We start from the raw sequence: 18,450 nt of genomic DNA on the forward strand, positions 1-18,450 counted from the left end.
TGGATACCCCCCACCCCTAACCCCTCCCCACAGGGGGGAGTGGAATCAGGCCGTGCCGATTGAATAGGTCGCGTCTGTCTGCCGAACTGCCTGTAGAGGGACAAAGGATTTCAGTGCGCTGACGATGTGGCGCGGTAAAGCGGAAATCCCCTCCCCCCCTGTCGGGAGAGGTTAGGGGTGGGGGTCAACAGCCTTGCCAGGCACTCCCACCCTATCGGGCGTATTACCTGTAGAGGAACGACTGCCCCTCTCCATCGAACAGATGGAGCTTTTCCGGCGCGGCTGTCAGGCGGATGGTCGTGCCCCTTGCGATCTTGTGGATCCCCGGCAGCTTGGCGATCAGGGCGGGCGCGCCCTCTTTCGCCCGGAAATACAGCACTGTCGTTTCCCCGAGCGCTTCGACGATTTCGATGTCGGCTGATACCAGGAAATCGTCACTGTCTGTCACGGTCAGATCTTCCGGGCGCACACCGAGCTTCACCGTCGCGCCCTTGTCGCTGTCGAGCGAGGCAATCGGCACATCCGCATGACCGCCATCGGACATGACAACGGAGGTCTGACTGCCGGTGGCCGTCACCTTGGCATCGATCAGGTTCATGGCAGGCGAGCCGATGAACTGGGCAACGAACGTGTTGGCGGGACGCTCGTAAAGATCCAGCGGCGCTCCGAACTGTTCGATGTTGCCGCCATGAAGCACAACAATCCGTGTCGCGAGCGTCATTGCCTCGACCTGATCGTGTGTGACGTAGATCATGGTGCTTTCCGGCATGCTCTCCTTCAGCTGTGCGATCTCGATCCTTGTCGCAACACGCAAGGCGGCATCGAGGTTCGACAGCGGTTCGTCGAACAGGAACACCTTGGGATCCCGTACGATCGAGCGGCCGATGGCAACACGCTGGCGCTGACCGCCTGACAGCGCCTTCGGCAGGCGGTCGAGATAGGCGGTGAGCTGCAGCCTGTCGGCCGCCGCCCGCACTGCCTTGTCGATTTCATCACGCGACTTGCCGGCCAGCTTCAGGGCAAAGGCCATGTTGTCGTAGACCGTCATATGCGGATAAAGCGCATAGGACTGGAACACCATGGCGATGCCGCGTTGTGCCGGCGGCACGTCGTTGACGACAACCCCGTCGATTTCCAGTTCACCGCCGGTGATCTTTTCCAGGCCTGCGATCATCCGCAGCAATGTCGATTTTCCGCACCCCGACGGACCAACGAAAACGATCAGCTCGCCTTCATTGATCTCCATGTTGATGTCGCGCAGAACTTCGACGGTTCCATAGGACTTGCTGACATTCTTCAAGGACAACGATGTCATGCCGGCTGCTCCCGATTGTTGATTTTGTACATGTTATTTGACCGATCCGGCCAACAGGCCGCGCACGAGATAGCGTTGCATCGCGAAGAACACGAAGAGCGGCACCGCGATGGACACAAAGGCCGCAGTCGCGAGAATCTCCCAGTTCCCGCCGCGCGTTCCCAACAGTTCAACGATCTGGTTGGTCATCACCGTGGTCGAGCCCGTGGCGTCGATCAGGAACACCTTGGCCACCAGAAGATCGTTCCAGGTCCACAGGAACTGGAAGATGGCGAAGGACGCCAGAGCCGGAAAGCTGAGCGGCAGGATGATGCGGGTGAAGATCTGGAAATCCGTCGCCCCGTCCACCTTGGCGTTCTCGATGATGTCCCGCGGCAGCCCGACCATATAGTTTCTGAGCAGGTAGACCGCGAGTGGCATGCCGAAGGCCGTATGGGCCAGCCAGACCCCCATGTAGCCCTTGCCGATGCCGACAGCCAGATGCAGCCGCAGCAGCGGAATGAGCGCCAGTTGCAGCGGCACGACGAGCAGTGCCACAACTGCGGCAATCAGCAGGGCACGGCCGGGAAATTCCATCCAGGCAAGGGCATAGGCTGCGAACGCCGCAATGACGATCGGGATGATCGTCGCCGGAATGGTGACCGTCAGCGTGTTGAAGAACGCCTTGCCCATATTGTCCTGTCCGGTGCCGGAAAACAGGATGGTGGCGTAGTTCTGCAGGGTGAATTCCGGCGGCACGGTCGCGGTAATGAAGACACGCTGGCCGCGGCCGGAAATCTGCTTGTCATTGCCCTTCCAGACATAGGACCCGTCGGCCTGGAGTGTCAGGCTTTCACCATCACCCATGTCGGCGGTGTCTCCGGGCTGATAGGCCGAAACGTCGCGCGAGGACACACCCCAGGAACGGATGTCGCGAGGCGCTCCCTCGAAGATGTTCCCGGACACAGTGAAGCTGTCGCCGTCGGCAACGCGTGCATCGTCCGGATCAGCCGTCCGGTAGACCTCGTTCTGTTCAGACGGCATCAGAGCCGCCCACCAGCCGGAACTGGAGATCTGGTCGGCTGTCCGGAAGGACGAGACGAACAGCCCGACCGTCGGGAACAGCCACAAGAGCACGAGCGCAGCGACGGAGATTTGGACGGCCCAGGTCAGTCCGGATTTTTTCCCAGCAATACTGGCCATCACTTCATCTCCTTCCGGGCGTTATAGACGTTCCAGACAAGGATCGGGGTCACGAGCAGCATGATGATGATGGCACTCGCCGACCCCACGCCCCAGTCATTGGCACGGAAAAGCTTGTCGTACATGTAGTTCGCCAGAACCTGGGTCTCCCACTGGCCGTTGGTCATGGCGAAGACGATGTCGAACACCTTGAGTACGGTCAGCGTGATCGTGGTCCAGACCACAACGATGGTGCCCATGATTTGCGGAACCTTGATCTTGAAGAAGATCTGGAACGGATTGGCGCCGTCAACGATGGCCGCTTCCACGGTTTCCTCCGGAATACCGCGCAGGGCCGCCGACAGGATCACCATGGCAAAGCCGGTCTGGATCCAGATCAGCACAACCATCAGGAAGAAGTTGTTCCACAGCGGTAGCGTCAGCCAGGTCTGCGGTTCGCCGTAGGGCACGTCGGCAATCCAGATACCGAGAATGGAACTCAGCGAAATCCAGATCAGCCAGATACCGCCGACAGCGACCAGAAGGCGCAACGGCAGAAGCCAGAGCGACTTGTCCTCGCCCCGGGCGACTATACCCCGCACGAAGGTCCATCCCACATAGGCAACGACGACGACGAAGGCCAGCAGGAGAAGGGTCGGCAAAAGCTGGAGAAACACGACCGAGCCGATACCACCGTCAAACTTGAGCCACATCGCGTTCAACACGCCGATCTGGTTCTGATCGGCTGCGCGCGTGTCGTAGATCAGCTTGAAGATGACCGAGGCGCCAACGAAGGAGATCGCCATCGGCATGAAGATCAGCGATTTTGCGAAATTGCCCCATCTGATCCGGTCTGTGAGCTGGGCAACCAGCAACCCGAAGGCGGTCGATGCAGCCGGCACGACGATCAGCCACAGCATGTTGTTGCGCACGGCTTCCCAGAACTTCGCCTCGTTCATCATCTGGCGATAGTTGGCAAGGCCGACAAAGGCGCCGCCCTGGGAGCGGTCCGTCAACGACAGACGCATGGTCTCGAACACCGGATAGGCGAGATAGAGCGTCAGCGCGAACATCGCCGGAAACAGGAACAGCCAGGGCCGGATCATGTTGGCCCGGTTGATGTTTCTCCCTGCATTTGGCCCGCGAGCCGGAAACAGGACCTTGTCGAGAATGACATTCGAGAAGAAGAAGTAGGCAAGGCAGGCTCCAACGCCGAAGACGATGGTAAAGAGCCCTAACAGTGCCGGATTGTCCGATAGCATGGCCGTTCCCTCCCATTATTGATTATGGGGAGGCACCCGGAAGACCGGGGGCTTCCTGCGTTTAGGAACTTTGTTTCTTGGACGTTTTCGCCGATCCATCAGAAAAACGGCCAGTCTCCCTGGGGAGACCGGCCGCCTGGAGGATTACTTGAGGGCGTCCCAGCTTTTCTGGATTTCCTCGGCGACGGCTTTCGCGTCCTTGCCGCCGGTGTAGTCGACCATCCCGGTCCAGAAGGTGCCTGCACCGACTGCGCCCGGCATCAGGTCGGAACCGTCGAAGCGGAAGGTGCTTGCATTGACCAGGATCTCGCCCTGACCGCGCAGAGTGTCATCCTTGTAGGCTTCCGGATTGGCTCCCTTGTGCGGCGTGAGGAAGCCGGTCTGTGCCATCATGACTTCATGCGCAAGCGGCAGTTCGAAGAACTTCATCAGTTCGTTCGTGGCGTCGGACGGATTGGTGATCGCCATCAGCGTGCCACCGCCGAGAACCGGGTTGCCGAGATCCTTTTCCGCATAGGCCGGGAAGTAGAAGAAGTCGACATCGGTGCCGAATTCGACGCCGTCCGGGAAGAAGGCCGGAACGAAGGATGCCTGGCGGTGCAGGTAGCACTGCGGCGGAGAGGAAAAGAGGCCTTTCGGGCTGTCGCGGAAATCGGTACTGGCAACTGCCCCCGCACCGCCGGCCACCTTGGCATCGTCACGTGCGAACCAGCCGAATTCCTCGATCGCGGCGACAACGCGCTCGTCGTCGAAGGGGATCTCGTTGGTGGTCCACTGGTCGTAGACTTCAGCGGGCTGCGTGCGCAGCATCAGGTCCTCGACCCAGTCGGTCGCCGGCCAGCCGGTGGCAGCGCCGGAACCCAGACCGATACACCAGGGCGTTTCGCCATCGGCAACGATCTGCTCCGTCAGCGCCTTCAGCTCTTCCATGGTCGTCGGCACTTCATAGCCGGCGTCCTCGAAGTTTTCCGGCACATACCAGACGAGGCTCTTGACGTTGACGTTGTAGAAGAAGCCGAACAGCTGATCCTGACCGTCGGCGTCCTTGTAGGTACCGAGGTTTACCCAGCTTTCACCCGCGCCGTAATTGTTGGCAACCCAGTCGGCCATGCCTTCCGGCAGCGGCTTCAGAAGGCCACGCGCAGCCATGTCGGAGGCAAGGCCCGGCTGCGGGAAGACGGCGATGTTCGGTGCTGCACCGGCTTCGGCATCGATCACGATCTGCTGCTCGAAGGAATCCGAACCGGTGTAGATCACTTCAGCGCCGGTGGCTTCGGTGAAATAGGCAAGCACGTTCCGGAAATAGCCGTCTTCCGGCTGCAGCCACGGGCCGGCGATCGTCACGGTCTGCCCCTTGAGGTCAGGAGCGCTCTTAGCCCATTCGTTGTAGCTGTCCCAGTTGAACGGGCCTTCGCCCGGAGCGAATTTCAGATCAGCCGCGGACGCAGCGCCCGCGCCAAACGCAATGGCCAGCGCCAGACCTGCCGTGCAGGCTTTCAAACGTAGTTTCATATCTGTCCTCCCAGATTGTCCCTATGCTGGAACACTCCACCCAAGGTGGCACATGTGACCACCTTGCAGCAATACCTACCCGAGTCGCCGGGTTGGCAATTCCACCAGAACCCTTTATCCAAACCGCTTTGGATTTGGCCCTAACCATGTCTTCAGGCTTCGGCCTTGTCAAGCGTGCAGCTCGCGAATTAATGTTGCATTTCAATAACAGCCTGTTGGGAGGGCGCTTTCAAAGCGTTTTGGGCCAGAATGAGCAACGGCGTAAACCTGAAAGAACTGTCGCAACGGCTGAACCTGTCGCAGACCACGGTCAGCCGTGCGCTCAACGGCTATCCGGAGGTAAGTGAAGAAACCCGCAAACGAGTGACCGAAATGGCCGACAAGCTCGGCTATGCCCCCAACAGCCAGGCAAGACGGCTGGCGACCGGCCGCGCAATGGCCATCGGCCATGTCATACCCCGCTCAATTCACGAGATGATGAACCCTATCTTCCTGGAGTTCATCGCCGGTGCCGGAGAGACGTATTCGCGCCACGGCTACGACATGATCATCTCTGTCGTTGATGACGCCAAGGAGGAAGACGCCTACCGGCAGATTGCCTCGCGCAAGAAGGCGGACGGCGTAATCATTCACGGGCCCGCGAACGACGAGCGCAGACACAAGCTTCTGAAGGAACTCAACCTGCCCTTCGTCGTGCACGGTCGCATTCCGGGTGCCGAGGAAGAGACCTCCTGGATCGACATGAACAACCGGCGCGCATTCGAGCGGGCAACCAACCTGCTGCTGGACCTCGGGCACACCCGGATCGCGCTGCTCAACGGCCTGGAGCACATGGACTTTGCCAACAGGCGCCGCCGCGGGTTCGAAGAGGCCTTGGCCGCCCGGGGACTGACACCGGACCCTGCCCTGATGCGCAGCGCCGACATGACGGAACCCTTTGGCTGCGACAATGCGATGCAAATGCTGAAGAGCGGCAATCCGCCAACCGCCTTCCTGATTTCGTCCATGATTTCAGCGATCGGCGTTGCACGCGCGGTCGGCCAGTGCGGCCTGAAGACAGGCAAGGATGTTTCCATCATCACGCATGACGACGCTCTCTCCTTCCTGCCGAACAGCGGTGAAGTGCCTATTTTCACCTGCACGCGCTCTTCGGTCCGCTATGCGGGGGAAAAGGCTGCAGAACTGCTTTTGAACATGATTTCCAATCCGTCCGGCGAACCGGTATCCTTGCATCTGGACGCCGAACTGATCATCGGCCAGTCCACCGGCCCAGCTCCTGCAACGACAAGATAGTCAGACCTGGCTGAGGCCGCAGTCTTTCAGGACATCCTTCATCCGGATCAATCCGTTGAGACGATGAACCCGCGCCGTTTCCGCCGCGCTGTCTGTGTCGCCTTCCCGGATCGCCTCGAGCATCTTGCGATGATCGGCCGCGTTTGAGGCCGGTGCCTTGTTCAGGCGCAGCAACACGGTATTTGCCCGGTAAACCTGATCGAGGAAACCCTCGATCTCGGCCTCAAGGCGCAGATTCCCGCTCGCCTTGGCTATCAGCCGGTGGAACCGGTCGTCAGCAATCGCCCAGGCTTCGATGTCCTGCCGCTCCAGCGCCGCGTCGGCGCTTGTTAGCACGTCCTCGATTTGAGCAAGTGTTTCATCACTCGCCTTGCCGCAAGCCGTGCCTGCGGCGAGCGCTTCCAGCGCCGAAAGGATCTCGTAGATCTCGCAGATATCCTGCAGTGAAATCGGCAAAACCTTTGCCCCACGACGCGGCACGAGCCCCACCAGTCCATCCGCTTCGAGTCGGATGAGCGCCTCCCGGACCGGCGTCCGGCTCATGCCCAGCCGCGTCGCAATATCGGGTTCCGGCGCCTGAAATCCGGGCGGCAATTGCCCGTTCAGGATCTCGGCTTTCAACCGCTCATAAGCGTTATCGACGCGTGTGGATCTGGCTTTCGTTGGCATTGCGGGATGCACCCGTTCTCCTGACGTGTCTAAAACAATTCGGCATTGCCCCACACCTCTCTCGCGAGGCCGGCACGGCATTTCTTGTCGCCGAAAGCAGATCCCTCCGGCGCGGCCGCTCTGTTTTGAAAGCAAATCAATGCCGTATTGATAATTTTATCGATAGAATTTTATCCATCCCCATGCCGTCAGGGCACCCAGGATGAGGCTCGACCTTCCGAGGCCATGCATTTCCTCGATTTTATACGAATTTGCGGCCTTCTTCAGGCGAAAAAAATATTGTCAAAAATTACGGTGACATAAGGACATGCCCCAGGCGCCCCCGCGGCACGCCAACCGTTTTCAGCCCAAAATACCCGGGCAGATTACTGTAGTCGTTTACGAATATACCGAGCCTCAGCACCCAACAGGAAGGTCCGCCGGATCCGGCTCAGATACCAACGTGAACTGTGGCAGAGGATGTCCGCACCAAACCAAATAATAGCTACCCGACAGAAGTTCCAACCAGGTCAAAAATAACAATAAGCCTAACCAACAAGAACAGATGCCTATAGGCAATTACAACAGTCACATTTTAAACCAGAACAAATCGAACGAATACTCTTGGAAAACACGGTTTGTTATGCTTTTTACGCTCCAATGAAAGCAACCGTTGGTAGGGGCTTTTATGGAACGCATCGCAACAGCCATGTCGATTGAGCACGACCACGCTCTCTTGGCGCTTGCGATTGCGACATGCCTATTTGGATGCAGCTTTTCTTTGCTCCTCCTCGCCAAGGTTCACCGCGACGCCAGCCCGGCGCGCGGTATCTGGCTCATCTGGTCTTCCCTCGTCGGCGCCTCCGCTATCTGGTCAGCGCAGATCATCGCCTTTTCTTCGGTCAAGCTCCCTGCGGAGACAGGCTATCACCTGCAGATGGCGCTGCTTGCTCTGCTTGTTGTCTTCGCAGGCCTCTTTGCTGGTTACACGCTCGCAATTCGTCGAAACATTCGGCTGGCACCGGAACTTGGCGGCACCCTGTTCGGGCTGGCCATCGCCGGAATGAGCCTGATCCTGTCCATGGCCCGGGAGATCGCCGGCGAACCTGACGCAGGCAGTTCCTTCGGTTTGTGGACCTTGCTGCTCGGGACATGCCTGGGGGCCATCGCGATGAGCTTTGTCCCCCAACTGCTGTCCAGGCGCGCGCTGTTGAGTGCGACCCTGTTTCTGTTCCTCGCCGCCATCACCATTCACATGCCGGCCCATGCCCCTGCCACCCCGCTTCGTGAGGTCAGTTTCCCACGAAACATCATCCTGATGTCGGAACAGCACATGATGGCGGTATCTCTGGTCATCTTCGGCCTTTGCGCCTTTGTGGCCACGACCGGCGTGCTGCTTGACAGGTTCCGAAAGAGCGCGGCCCGGCGAACCTACAGGCACCTGTCGCTGCAGGATTCCCTGACGCGCCTTCCCAACCGGTACTATGTGCAGAAGGCGGCGGCCGAACTTTTGAAGAAGGCCGAACTGGAAGGCAAGGCATGCGCCGTCGTGCTGATCAGCCTGGACCAGTTCAAGGCCATCAACGATCTGCATGGATATGAGGTCGGCGACACGGTTCTGCGCACACTGGCCGACACGCTGAGAAACAACCTGAGCGACACCATCTTCATCTCCCGGTTCTATGGTGACGAATTTCTGGTCATCAATTCGTCCCTTGACACTCTGGAGGATGCCGTCGAATTCGCCCGTCTCGTCCGCGCCCTCGCCCGCAGACCGGTCCACTGGAAGTCCTATCGCCTGTCCATCCGCTCAAGCATCGGCCTCGCCATCTTTCCAAGGGACGGCAACGACCTGACAAAGCTGGTCCAACGGGCAAATCTCGCAGCCAAACAAGCCAAGTCGATTGGCGGCAACCTGATTCAGCCCTACGTCACCGGTATGGAGGAAACCAACCGGTGGGAAGCGGGACTGGCGGCCGACCTGCGCAACGCCGCACTGGAAAACCAGCTCAACCTGGTCTTTCAGAAACAGAACCTGACAAGGACCGGTGACCTGATCGGCTACGAAGCGCTGGTGCGCTGGCGTCATGCGGAAAAAGGCCCGATCCCGCCGGAAGACTTCATACCGATAGCAGAGCGGTCAGGCATCATCCTGGATATCGGCAACTGGGTGCTGGAAACGGCCTGCCGGGAGGCGGCCTGCTGGGAAAATCCCGTGACACTGTCCGTGAACGCCTCGCCGCTGCAATTCTCCCGCTGCGATTTTCCCGGCCTCGTTTCAACTGTGTTGATGAAAACCGGCCTGCCCGCCGAACGCCTGGAAATCGAACTGACCGAATCCACGCCCATCGAGGATCACGAGCGTGTTCATGAGACGATCCTCTCGCTTCGCAAGATGGGCGTGCGGGTTGCGATGGACGATTTCGGCAAGGGCTATTCCTCCCTCAATACGCTGCAGGCGTTCCCCTTCGACAAGATCAAGGTCGACAGAGCTTTCACCCAGTCGCTTGAGACCAATCGCCATGCCCGGGCGATCCTGAGATCGGCCGTCCTTCTGGGCCACAGTTTTGACATTCCAGTAATCGCCGAAGGTGTCGAAACGGAACGTCAGTTGCAATTCCTGCAGCAAGCCGGGTGCCTGCAAGTGCAGGGATTTCTATTCGGAAAACATCTGCTGCCTTCACAGATCAAAAAGTTTGTCCCGAGCTTAGCGCAAGCCCAGATCTGACCATTCATTGAAAGAAACTTGAATAATTACCAAATTTTACACTTATATAAATATCAATATCTTAAAAACTACAATATATTCGAAAATTTACTCTTGGTAACTATTGAAAATTGTTAGCCATAATCTCTACTCTTAACTTACCTTTGATTAACTATAAAATTTTACCTTGAGGGCACACAACAATCACGGTGCCGCAATGACGACTTTCCTTGCCCCGACCAAACTGATGCACGGATTGAGAACGCGTCTTGCCAGCCTGCTGGCTGGTGCGTCACTGATCACCCTGTCCTTCGCCAGCACACCTGTATCCGCACAATCGCTTGAAGAGGCCATGGGGGCGGCTTACGCCATCAATCCGGGATTGAAGGCGGAACGGTCTCGCTATGAAGCAATCAACCAGGATATCTGGACTGCCAGGTCGGAGTTTCTACCAACAGTGACCGGCACTTACCTGGGAGAACAGAATGCCTTTCGCAGCGAGCGGAGCGGTAACAGCGACAGGTCGTTCTTCCACGAACTGGGTGTTTCCATGTCCCAGACCGTGTTTCAGGGCTTTGCCGGCGTCAACCGGTTGAACCAGGCCCACGAGGAGGCAAATTCGGGCCGCAACCAGCTGATCGGCGCGGAACAAACGTTGCTGTTCAACACGGCCGACGCCTACCTGCGCGTTGTTCGCGACCGGGCTATCCTGTCCCATCTGCGGGCCTATACCAATGTGGTGCAACGGGAGGTGAACGCCGCCCGCGCCCGCTATAAGTCAGGAGACGCCACCCGCACCGATATCGAACAGGCCCTTGCCCGCCTCGGCGAGGCACAGGGAAATTCCGACCAGGCAGTTGGCGATCTGGAAGCCTCCGAAGCCGTCTATGAGCGCCTGACCGGACAGAAACCCGGCAAGCTCGGCTGGCCGGGCATTCCGACATCGGTCGAACCTGCCGGACTGGACGACGCGATCAATGTGGCCCTTCAGAACAACCCCTCCATCCGCGCTGCAACAGCCGATGCCAGGGCGGCACGCTACGCTGCACGGGCCGCGGTTGGCGACATGCTGCCGCGCGTCTCGCTGGAAAGCGAATGGCAAAGCGGATATAGGGGCAACCTCGGCAATCAGGATGAAGAGGACTTTCGCTTCGGCGTGCGCGTCACCGCGCCTTTCTTCACCGGCGGCCGGAATGTGGCCGCTGTCAAACGCGCAAATCACACAGCCGCCCAGCAGGAATACGAGCTGGACGACACCCAGCAGATCATCCGCGAGAACGTTGTCCGCGCCATGAAGCAGCGCGCCGCGTCCCGGCTCAAGGTCAAGGCGGTCAAACGCGCCATTGAAGCCAACCAGCGCGCCGTCAAGGGACTGCAGGTGGAGTTCGACAGCGGTCAGCGGTCCTTGCTTGATGTTCTGGACGGCGAACGGGAACTTCTGCTCAGCAAGGTCGACCATGTGCGGGCGCGCTACGACAGCCGCATTGCCGATTTCTTCCTGCTGGCCAATATCGGCCGGCTGGCACCTCAGCATTTCGGGATCATCGAGGAACGACCAGCCTCGATCCCTCGCCTGATGCCGGAATTCAACACCTGGGACCTGCGCCTCGGACAGTCGGAGAACGATCTCTTTCAGTCAGGTGTCGTGGAAGTCGCGACCGGCGACACCGTCGTGATCGAAACCCCGCCATTGCCTCCGGCCAAATAACAAGCGGTGCACAAAAAAACCCGAAGCGAGCTCCGGGGTTTTATTGTTTTCAGCTGCCTGCGGCTCAGTGGGTTGCCGGCGTCACCATGGCATAGATCGTGTCATGCACGTTGAGCACGCCGATCGGACGGCCATCGTTGTTGACGATGTTTGCCTCGCCCTCGCCCGTGTCGGCAAAGGTCCGGGCCGCTTCTTCCAGCAGAATACCGCTGGAGATCGTAGGTCCGTTTTCCAGCGTCCGGGACGTATCCATGACCGTATCGACCAGGATCACCCGGCCACGGTTCACTTCCTTGACGAAGTCGGCGATATAGGCGTCCGCAGGCTTCAGAACGATTTCCTGACCGGTCCCCTGCTGCACCACTGCCCCGTCGCGCAGGATTGCGATCCTGTCGCCGAGACGCAGGGCCTCGTCCAGATCGTGGGTGATAAAGACGATGGTCTTGTGCAGCTCTTCCTGAAGGTCGAGAAGCACGGTCTGCATGTCCATGCGGATCAGCGGGTCAAGCGCCGAGAACGCCTCGTCCATCAGCAGAATGTCGGCATCGTTGGTGAGCGCGCGCGCAAGCCCCACACGCTGCTGCATGCCGCCGGACAGCTGGTTGGGATAGTGGTTCTCGAACCCTTCCAGCCCGACGCGGGCGATCCATCGGGCCGCACGCTCTTCAGCTTCCTTGACCGGCACACCCTGGATTTCCAGGCCGTAGATGGCGTTCTTCATCACCGTGCGGTGCGGCAGCAGCGCGAACTTCTGGAATACCATCGCCGTCTTGTGCCGGCGGAATTCCCGAAGCTCCGCCTGAGACATCTTGCAGACATCGTCATTGCCATAAAGCACTTCGCCGTCAGTCGGGTCGATCAACCGGTTGATATGGCGGATCAAGGTGGATTTGCCCGAGCCGGAAAGGCCCATCACCACCTGGATCTTGCCACCCGGCATGGAGATGTTGATGTCGTTGAGGCCAAGCACATGGTTGAATTTCTCGTTCAACTCGGACTTGGACATGCCGTCCTTGACCTTCTTGACCATCTCCTTGCCGTTCGATCCGAAGATCTTGTAGAGATTCCTGACTTCGATACCTGTTGCCTCAGCCATGAAGCACCTCCGAATGTTTTTGAAGGCGTTTTCCATATGCCTGTGTTGCCCGGTCGAATATGATAGCGATCGCGACAATCGCTAGACCGTTCTGAACCCCCATGAAGAAATACTGGTTTGCGATAGCGTTCAGGACAGGCTGCCCAAGCCCTTTGACCCCGATCAGGGCCGCGACAACAACCATGGCCAGTGCCATCATGATTGTCTGGTTGATCCCCGCCATGATGGTTGGTAGCGCCAGTGGCAACTGAACATTGACTAGCTTTTGCCATGGGCTGGAACCAAACGCATCGGCAGCCTCAAGGACATCCTGATCGACAAGGCGGATTCCAAGGTTCGTCAATCGGATGGTCGGCGGGATAGCATACACAACGATCGCGATCAGGCCGGCAACTTTACCAATACCGAAAATCATCACGACCGGAATGAGGTAGACGAAGCTCGGCATCGTCTGCATCAGGTCCAAAATGGGGTTGATCCAGCCTTGAACCCGTTCCGAGCGCGACATCAAAATGCCGAGCGGGATTCCCAAAAGAATAGCCAACATGGTACAGACCGTGACCATGGCGATGGTCCGCATGGTGTCTTCCCACATACCGAATACGCCGATCAGGATGAGTGAAAAGAGTGATCCGGCAACGATCTTGTAGTTCCGGCTCATCAGGAAGACGATGCTGAGAAGAACAGCCAGCACAATTGGCCAAGGTGACGAAATCAGTAGGTCTTCCAGCCAGATGAGAAAATCTTTCAGAGGATCGAAAGCGTGTTCGATCGCTTCGCCATAGGCCCCCAAGAAAGTGTCAACGGTGCCGTCGATCGTCACGCGAATGTCTCGCAACGTACCCCTGCTTAACGAGGGAAATTCAATCCAATCCATCTAACCAATCCTGATGGTATTCTTTTTGCCTCATATGGAAAGGGCCGCACCTGCTGGGGCGGCCCTTCTACCTTTTGCCGACTCAGAGTGCCGACTTGACCTTTTCGGCCGTTTCCGGACTAACCCACTTGGTCCAGACATCCTCGAAGTTTTCGAGGAAGTAGTAGGCACCATCTTCATTGGTCGCCTGGTTGTCGGTCATCCAGGCAAGAACCTTGCCGGCCGTCCGGTTATCCCAGGTGCGGCCCTTGATGTACTCCATGGCCGGGCCTGCCTTGTTGGCAAAGTCGTCGGTGACGACGGTAAAGACTTCAGACTTCACCCAGGAGTTCGGCTTAGGCTCCGGGCAGTCCTCGATCACGGTGCAGGTGTCCCACTCTTCCTTGTCATGCGGGACTTCGAAGTCGAGCAGGGTCATGTCGTACTTGCCGAGGATCGCGGTCGGTGCCCAATAGTAACCGAGCCAGCCTTCCTTGCGCTCGTTGGCTTTTGCGAGTGAGCCATCGAGACCGGCAGCAGAACCCGGATCAACCAGTTCGAAACCACCCTTGTCGAAGCCGAAGGCGCGGAACAGGTTTCCGGTTGTGATGCGGCAGTTCCAGCCGGTCGGACACGTGAAGAAGGCACCCTTGCTTTCGTCTTCCGCGCCGGGGAACAGTTCCGGATGAGCCAAGGCATCCTTGACGGTGTAGATGTCATGCTCTTCGGCGATATAGGTCGGGACCCAGAAGCCTTCGACGCCGCCTTCGTTCAGGATTTCGCCGCCAATGATCAGGGAGCCTTCGGCAACTTCCTTGTCGAGAGGCTCGCGCACGGCGTTGATCCAGAGTTCCGGCGCCATGTCCGGCTTCCCTTTGGAACTCATGGAGGTGAAGGTCGGCATCGTGTCGCCTGTGACCAGTTCGACGTCGCAGCCATAACCATTTTCCAGAATGATCTTGTCGATCTGCGCGATAGCGCCTGCCGACGCCCAGTTCATTTCCGCAACGGTGACCGTGCCGCACTCTTCTGCCATGGCGGACGAGGCCATGCCGATAAGAGCGGTCGTGGCGACCGAGACAAACAACTTCTTCATGAGGGTGCTCCTGTGCAGTCTGTTTGCTTGAGATTGAATTGGGCGCGGCGCGCGAAAGCTTCCGTAAAAGCAATCACCTCCCTGCGCGTCCAATGAAAAAGAATAACGGGTTGAGAACAAAAATTAGCCAAGAAGGCTTCCAGGTTAAATCTTATTAATTCAGCCTTCATTTGACGCATATACGCTGTTCTTGCTCTATATAAACCTGACCAACATCTCCATTTGAGAATAAGGTCATTCCCGGTATTTGTACCGAGCTCAGGCTCAACGACCAATACAATTGCATTAAGAGGCTCTTAGCACAACAGTATAGTCGCAACTCTTATACCATTCATACGTCAAATTTCGTGGACATGCCTGCAAACGACATTTTAGTGCCGGTATTCGTCATGACACATAATTTTCTTACTTTGGAAGCGATTCTCTTCACCCTTAAAAGATGTTAAAACTCAATAACTTCAACCAATAAGTGCTGAATTTAACCATGTAAATTGATGACTTGGTCGCGCAAAACCTCGTGCACAAGGTCAGCAAGTACCGGCGCGGCACAAGCGTGCTTTCGCAAGAAAACCATTTCCCGCCCGGCGCCACCCTCAAGATCTTTCAAGGTCATCGCCGGGCCGTGCATCCGCAAACCCTGCCAGACGGGCAAAATCGCTTGCCCTGCTCCTTGTGAAACCATCTGCGCAATCGTTTCAGGGGCGTCGAGTTCGCACAGGATGTGTTCTTCGCCAACCAGCCCGCCGAAGTCAGACCAAAGCTTGCGGCCACCCCACGATTGTCTGTCATAGACGACCCAGGGCAGCTCCCCGCCCCCGGTCTCGGTCTCGGTCTCGGTCTCGGTCTCGGTCTCGGTCTCGGCGCCGGCCGGTAATACATCGCGTCCGGGCGGCAAGGCGTGAACGACTTTCTGGATTTCCAGCGTCCGGCTGATGATATCCTTTGGCAGATCGAAGGGAGCGGCAACCGTGATGGCCGCATCCAGCCCCCCGCTGCGCAATCCTTCGTAGAGATCCGCCGACGTGCCGGGCCGGACTGTCAGCACTGCCTGTGGCGCTTTTTCCCGAAATTGCTGAACGACCGCGGGCACGGTATCCGAAAGTGCCGTCGACACCGCCCCCAGGCGAAACGGACCGCTAAGCCCGGAAGCATCTATGCCGTTGGTCAACTGTTCCGCGGCCCGAACAAGGCGGCGCGCTGCAGGCAATAGCCGGAAGCACGTCTCGGTCGGCAAGGCCGCATGCGCCGTTCGGTTGAGCAGCGTTGCGCCGAATTCGGCTTCCAGCACGCGAATGCGCTGGCTGACCGCAGCGGCCGTAAGCCCTTGCTGCCGGGCTGCCGCCGCGATTGAGCCTGTTTCGGCAACGGCCAGCAGGCTTTCGAGAAATCGAGTATCCAAAACTTTTTCCTTCGCTCAGAAGCAGAAAAACATCTTAAATGTTTTGGATCGGATCTGCTACTCAACACCCGTTTTCAAAGGAGCTGAGCGATGCAACCCTGTTTCCATCTTGCCTACCACGTCACCGATCTGGACGAAGCCCGTGCGTTCTACGGCGGCCTGCTTGGCTGCAAGGAAGGCCGCAGCACGGATACCTGGGTCGACTTCAACTTCTTCGGTCATCAGGTTTCCCTCCATCTCGGCAAACCTTTCGAAACGACCAACACCGGCAAGGTCGGCGACCACATGGTGCCGATGCCGCATCTGGGTGTCGTTCTGGACATGGAGACCTGGAAGGCGCTTGCGCAAAAATTGACAGACGCTAACCTCGCCTTCGTCATCGCCCCGACCGTCCGGTTCGAGGGCCAACCCGGCGAGCAGAGCACCATGTTTTTCAAGGACCCTTCCGGCAACCCCATCGAAATCAAAGGCTTTGCGGATGAAGCCGGGGTTTTTGCCGCATGAGGCCAGTCGTTCCCTTCGTTTCCTCCGCAAGCCCTGATGAGCGCCAGGCCTGGCGGGAGGCCCTGCCGCGGGCCCTTGACGGCATCGCCGCCGTCAAGCCTTTCGAGGACCTGACGGAAGACGAACGCGCCGCAGCGCGGGTCGCCATTGTCGCCAATCCCGATCCCGCCGATGTGGCGGCTCTTCCCAATCTGGTGTGGGTGCAAAGCCTGTGGGCCGGTGTGGAGCGCCTGATGGGTGAACTTCCTGCAGACGGTCCGAAGATTGTCCGCCTCACGGATCCGCAAATGGCGGAAACCATGTCGGAAGCGGTTCTTGCCTGGACGCTTTACCTGCACAGGGGCATGCCCCGTTACGTCGCACAGCAGCGGCAGAAGATCTGGCAGGACCATGAACTCAAGCGCCCCCAGGAGCGCACGGTTGGTGTCCTGGGACTGGGCAAGCTTGGTGCTGCGGCGGCCCTGCGGATGAAAGACAACGGCTTCAACGTGCTCGGTTGGAGCCGCACGGAAAAATCGATTGACGGGATCGTCTGCCACCATGGACGCGACGGCCTTCTGGACGTGCTCGGCCAGTCGGATTTCATCGTTCTGCTGATGCCGCTGACGGATGAAACCCGTGGCTTGCTCGGCAAGGACGAACTGACTGCCTGCAAGACGGACGCCTCGATCATCAACTTCGCCCGGGGTCCGATTATCGACACGGTCGCGCTCGTCGACGCATTGGATCATGGCCCACTCGGCCATGCCGTTCTTGATGTCTTCGATGAAGAACCTTTGCCGCTCTCAAGTCGGCTGTGGGACCATGACAAGGTCACGGTGCTGCCGCACATATCTGCCCCGACCATCATCAGCACAGCGTCCAGGATTGTGGCAGACAACATCGGCCGATATTACGAAGACGGTACGATACCCCCAGCCGTCGACCGGGACCGTGGATACTGACATTTGATCCACCCTCCGTCGCAATAGTGTCAAGGATCGGCCTCTAATCAGGCGGCAACCGTTTCGTCTCCTTCAAAGGTGTTTCATGACCGATCTTCCAATTCTTGGTGCCGCGCTGACAGTCGACGCGCTGGAAACCCATCGCAAACTGATGCTGGACAAACCGCGGGATCTGGAACTTCAGGATTTCTGGCCGGCAGAAGTGTTGAACGGCGACTGGAAGCCGATTGTCGAAAAGGCCAGGAAACTGCTGGACGGCCATCAGGGCCGTGTCGGCATCCATGGCCCTTTCTTCGGCTTTACCATCGACAGCATGGACGTGGATGTGCGCGAGATCGTCCGCAAGCGCCTTTTGCAGGGACTGGAAGTCTGCGAGGCAGTGGGCGGCACCCACATGGTCGTGCACAGCCCCTATACGACCTGGGACTTCAACAACCTCGACAATTACGAGAATGCCCGGCAACGCAAGATAGAGCTCTGTCACCTGACCATGGCGGGCGCCGTTAAGCGTGCCGAAGACATCGGCTGCGAACTCGTCATCGAGAACATCGAGGACAAGGACCCTTATGCCCGGATAGAGCTTGCCGAAAGCTTCGGTTCAGAGGCAGTGAAAATCTCGATCGATACCGGACACGCTCACTATGCACATGGCACAACGGGTGCCCCGCCGGTCGATTACTACGTCAAGGCCGCCGGCAATCGTCTCCGCCATATCCACCTGCAGGATGCGGACGGTTACGCCGACCGCCACTGGACGCTCGGCGAAGGCACCATCAACTGGCACTCCGTCTTCGCCGCGCTGGCCAAACTCGACAGCGACCCGCGCCTGATCATCGAACTGCGCGACCATTCCGGCCTGCCGGCTTCGATCGCCAACATGGCGGCACTGGGACTGGCGCAGTAGCCGCGAAGACACCGCTGCCCGACGGCGCATATCAGTGCGCCGTCA

15 protein-coding genes are annotated in these 18,450 nt (G+C 58.5%); 6 read left to right on the forward strand and 9 right to left on the reverse strand.

The annotated features are described in order from the left end of the window. Positions 1–223: 223 nt before the first annotated feature. The 4 genes from ACYQ54_RS08860 to ACYQ54_RS08875 all read right to left on the reverse strand — a co-directional run bounded on the left by ACYQ54_RS08860 (position 224) and on the right by ACYQ54_RS08875 (position 5,250). Entirely contained in the window at positions 224–1,315 is a 1,092-nt protein-coding gene (locus ACYQ54_RS08860; RefSeq protein WP_460081212.1) for an ABC transporter ATP-binding protein, read from the reverse strand. A gap of 33 nt (positions 1,316–1,348) precedes the next feature. Beyond that, positions 1,349–2,497 carry a carbohydrate ABC transporter permease gene (locus tag ACYQ54_RS08865; protein WP_460081213.1) on the reverse strand — a complete coding sequence of 383 codons (1,149 nt, stop codon included), beginning with the start codon at positions 2,495–2,497 and terminating at the stop codon, positions 1,349–1,351. Further along, a complete protein-coding gene (locus tag ACYQ54_RS08870; RefSeq protein WP_460081214.1) occupies positions 2,497–3,738 on the reverse strand; it encodes a carbohydrate ABC transporter permease in 1,242 nt (413 codons plus the stop codon). The genes ACYQ54_RS08865 and ACYQ54_RS08870 overlap by 1 nt, the downstream gene beginning before the upstream one ends. 144 nt (positions 3,739–3,882) lie before the next feature. After that, positions 3,883–5,250, reverse strand: coding sequence for an ABC transporter substrate-binding protein (locus ACYQ54_RS08875; protein ID WP_460081215.1), 1,368 nt, complete (start codon positions 5,248–5,250; stop codon positions 3,883–3,885). A 249-nt stretch (positions 5,251–5,499) separates the two neighbouring features. Here ACYQ54_RS08875 and ACYQ54_RS08880 point away from each other — a divergent pair, with 249 nt between their 5' ends. Then, the gene (locus ACYQ54_RS08880; RefSeq protein ID WP_460081217.1) at positions 5,500–6,543 is read left to right on the forward strand and encodes a LacI family DNA-binding transcriptional regulator; all 1,044 of its coding nucleotides are present in this window, start codon (positions 5,500–5,502) and stop codon (positions 6,541–6,543) included. Here the strand turns inward: ACYQ54_RS08880 and ACYQ54_RS08885 are convergent, their stop codons facing one another. Further along, positions 6,544–7,212, reverse strand: a complete 669-nt coding sequence (locus tag ACYQ54_RS08885; RefSeq protein WP_460081218.1) for a GntR family transcriptional regulator — start codon at positions 7,210–7,212, stop codon at positions 6,544–6,546. A gap of 667 nt (positions 7,213–7,879) precedes the next feature. On the opposite strand from ACYQ54_RS08885, the gene ACYQ54_RS08890 reads away from it, so the two are divergent. Together ACYQ54_RS08890 and ACYQ54_RS08895 are read left to right on the forward strand one after the other, a co-directional pair. After that, the gene (locus ACYQ54_RS08890) at positions 7,880–9,919 is read left to right on the forward strand and encodes a putative bifunctional diguanylate cyclase/phosphodiesterase (protein ID WP_460081220.1); all 2,040 of its coding nucleotides are present in this window, start codon (positions 7,880–7,882) and stop codon (positions 9,917–9,919) included. Positions 9,920–10,115: 196 nt separating this feature from the next. Next, positions 10,116–11,606 carry a TolC family outer membrane protein gene (locus tag ACYQ54_RS08895; RefSeq protein WP_460081222.1) on the forward strand — a complete coding sequence of 497 codons (1,491 nt, stop codon included), beginning with the start codon at positions 10,116–10,118 and terminating at the stop codon, positions 11,604–11,606. A 64-nt stretch (positions 11,607–11,670) separates the two neighbouring features. On the opposite strand, the gene ACYQ54_RS08900 is transcribed toward ACYQ54_RS08895, so the two are convergent. The 4 genes from ACYQ54_RS08900 to ACYQ54_RS08915 form a co-directional block, all read right to left on the reverse strand. Continuing rightward, the gene (locus tag ACYQ54_RS08900) at positions 11,671–12,702 is read right to left on the reverse strand and encodes a quaternary amine ABC transporter ATP-binding protein (RefSeq protein WP_460081223.1); all 1,032 of its coding nucleotides are present in this window, start codon (positions 12,700–12,702) and stop codon (positions 11,671–11,673) included. Beyond that, positions 12,695–13,579, reverse strand: a complete 885-nt coding sequence (locus ACYQ54_RS08905; RefSeq protein WP_152505558.1) for an ABC transporter permease — start codon at positions 13,577–13,579, stop codon at positions 12,695–12,697. Before ACYQ54_RS08905 ends, ACYQ54_RS08900 begins: the two co-directional genes overlap by 8 nt. Positions 13,580–13,661: 82 nt before the next feature. Beyond that, positions 13,662–14,654 (reverse strand): ABC transporter substrate-binding protein, encoded by a 993-nt coding sequence (locus tag ACYQ54_RS08910; protein ID WP_460081224.1) that lies wholly within the window; start codon positions 14,652–14,654, stop codon positions 13,662–13,664. A gap of 478 nt (positions 14,655–15,132) precedes the next feature. Next, positions 15,133–16,053: a LysR family transcriptional regulator gene (locus tag ACYQ54_RS08915; protein ID WP_460081226.1), complete on the reverse strand. Its 921-nt coding sequence runs from the start codon at positions 16,051–16,053 to the stop codon at positions 15,133–15,135. A gap of 90 nt (positions 16,054–16,143) precedes the next feature. Here ACYQ54_RS08915 and ACYQ54_RS08920 point away from each other — a divergent pair, with 90 nt between their 5' ends. The 3 genes from ACYQ54_RS08920 to ACYQ54_RS08930 all read left to right on the forward strand — a co-directional run bounded on the left by ACYQ54_RS08920 (position 16,144) and on the right by ACYQ54_RS08930 (position 18,405). Beyond that, positions 16,144–16,557 carry a VOC family protein gene (locus tag ACYQ54_RS08920; protein ID WP_006932003.1) on the forward strand — a complete coding sequence of 138 codons (414 nt, stop codon included), beginning with the start codon at positions 16,144–16,146 and terminating at the stop codon, positions 16,555–16,557. Next, on the forward strand, positions 16,554–17,501 hold the full coding sequence (locus tag ACYQ54_RS08925) for a 2-hydroxyacid dehydrogenase (RefSeq protein ID WP_460081227.1): 948 nt from the start codon (positions 16,554–16,556) through the stop codon (positions 17,499–17,501). The genes ACYQ54_RS08920 and ACYQ54_RS08925 overlap by 4 nt, the downstream gene beginning before the upstream one ends. Before the next feature lie 85 nt (positions 17,502–17,586). Further along, positions 17,587–18,405, forward strand: coding sequence for a sugar phosphate isomerase/epimerase family protein (locus ACYQ54_RS08930; protein WP_460081230.1), 819 nt, complete (start codon positions 17,587–17,589; stop codon positions 18,403–18,405). The last annotated feature ends 45 nt before the right edge of the window (positions 18,406–18,450 follow it).

The organism is Roseibium sp. LAB1 (assembly GCF_054658235.1).

Excerpts from the sequence above, each read along its gene's own strand:
- ACYQ54_RS08895 (WP_460081222.1), top strand. The coding sequence starts at position 10,116 with ATGACGACTTTCCTTGCCCCGACCAAACTGATGCACGGATTGAGAACG.
- ACYQ54_RS08880 (WP_460081217.1), top strand. The coding sequence starts at position 5,500 with ATGAGCAACGGCGTAAACCTGAAAGAACTGTCGCAACGGCTGAACCTG.
- ACYQ54_RS08865 (WP_460081213.1), bottom strand. The coding sequence starts at position 2,497 with ATGGCCAGTATTGCTGGGAAAAAATCCGGACTGACCTGGGCCGTCCAA.
- ACYQ54_RS08860 (WP_460081212.1), bottom strand. The coding sequence starts at position 1,315 with ATGACATCGTTGTCCTTGAAGAATGTCAGCAAGTCCTATGGAACCGTC.
- ACYQ54_RS08890 (WP_460081220.1), top strand. The coding sequence starts at position 7,880 with ATGGAACGCATCGCAACAGCCATGTCGATTGAGCACGACCACGCTCTC.
- ACYQ54_RS08925 (WP_460081227.1), top strand. The coding sequence starts at position 16,554 with ATGAGGCCAGTCGTTCCCTTCGTTTCCTCCGCAAGCCCTGATGAGCGC.
- ACYQ54_RS08900 (WP_460081223.1), bottom strand. The coding sequence starts at position 12,702 with ATGGCTGAGGCAACAGGTATCGAAGTCAGGAATCTCTACAAGATCTTC.
- ACYQ54_RS08870 (WP_460081214.1), bottom strand. The coding sequence starts at position 3,738 with ATGCTATCGGACAATCCGGCACTGTTAGGGCTCTTTACCATCGTCTTC.
- ACYQ54_RS08885 (WP_460081218.1), bottom strand. The coding sequence starts at position 7,212 with ATGCCAACGAAAGCCAGATCCACACGCGTCGATAACGCTTATGAGCGG.
- ACYQ54_RS08905 (WP_152505558.1), bottom strand. The coding sequence starts at position 13,579 with ATGGATTGGATTGAATTTCCCTCGTTAAGCAGGGGTACGTTGCGAGAC.
- ACYQ54_RS08910 (WP_460081224.1), bottom strand. The coding sequence starts at position 14,654 with ATGAAGAAGTTGTTTGTCTCGGTCGCCACGACCGCTCTTATCGGCATG.
- ACYQ54_RS08930 (WP_460081230.1), top strand. The coding sequence starts at position 17,587 with ATGACCGATCTTCCAATTCTTGGTGCCGCGCTGACAGTCGACGCGCTG.
- ACYQ54_RS08920 (WP_006932003.1), top strand. The coding sequence starts at position 16,144 with ATGCAACCCTGTTTCCATCTTGCCTACCACGTCACCGATCTGGACGAA.
- ACYQ54_RS08875 (WP_460081215.1), bottom strand. The coding sequence starts at position 5,250 with ATGAAACTACGTTTGAAAGCCTGCACGGCAGGTCTGGCGCTGGCCATT.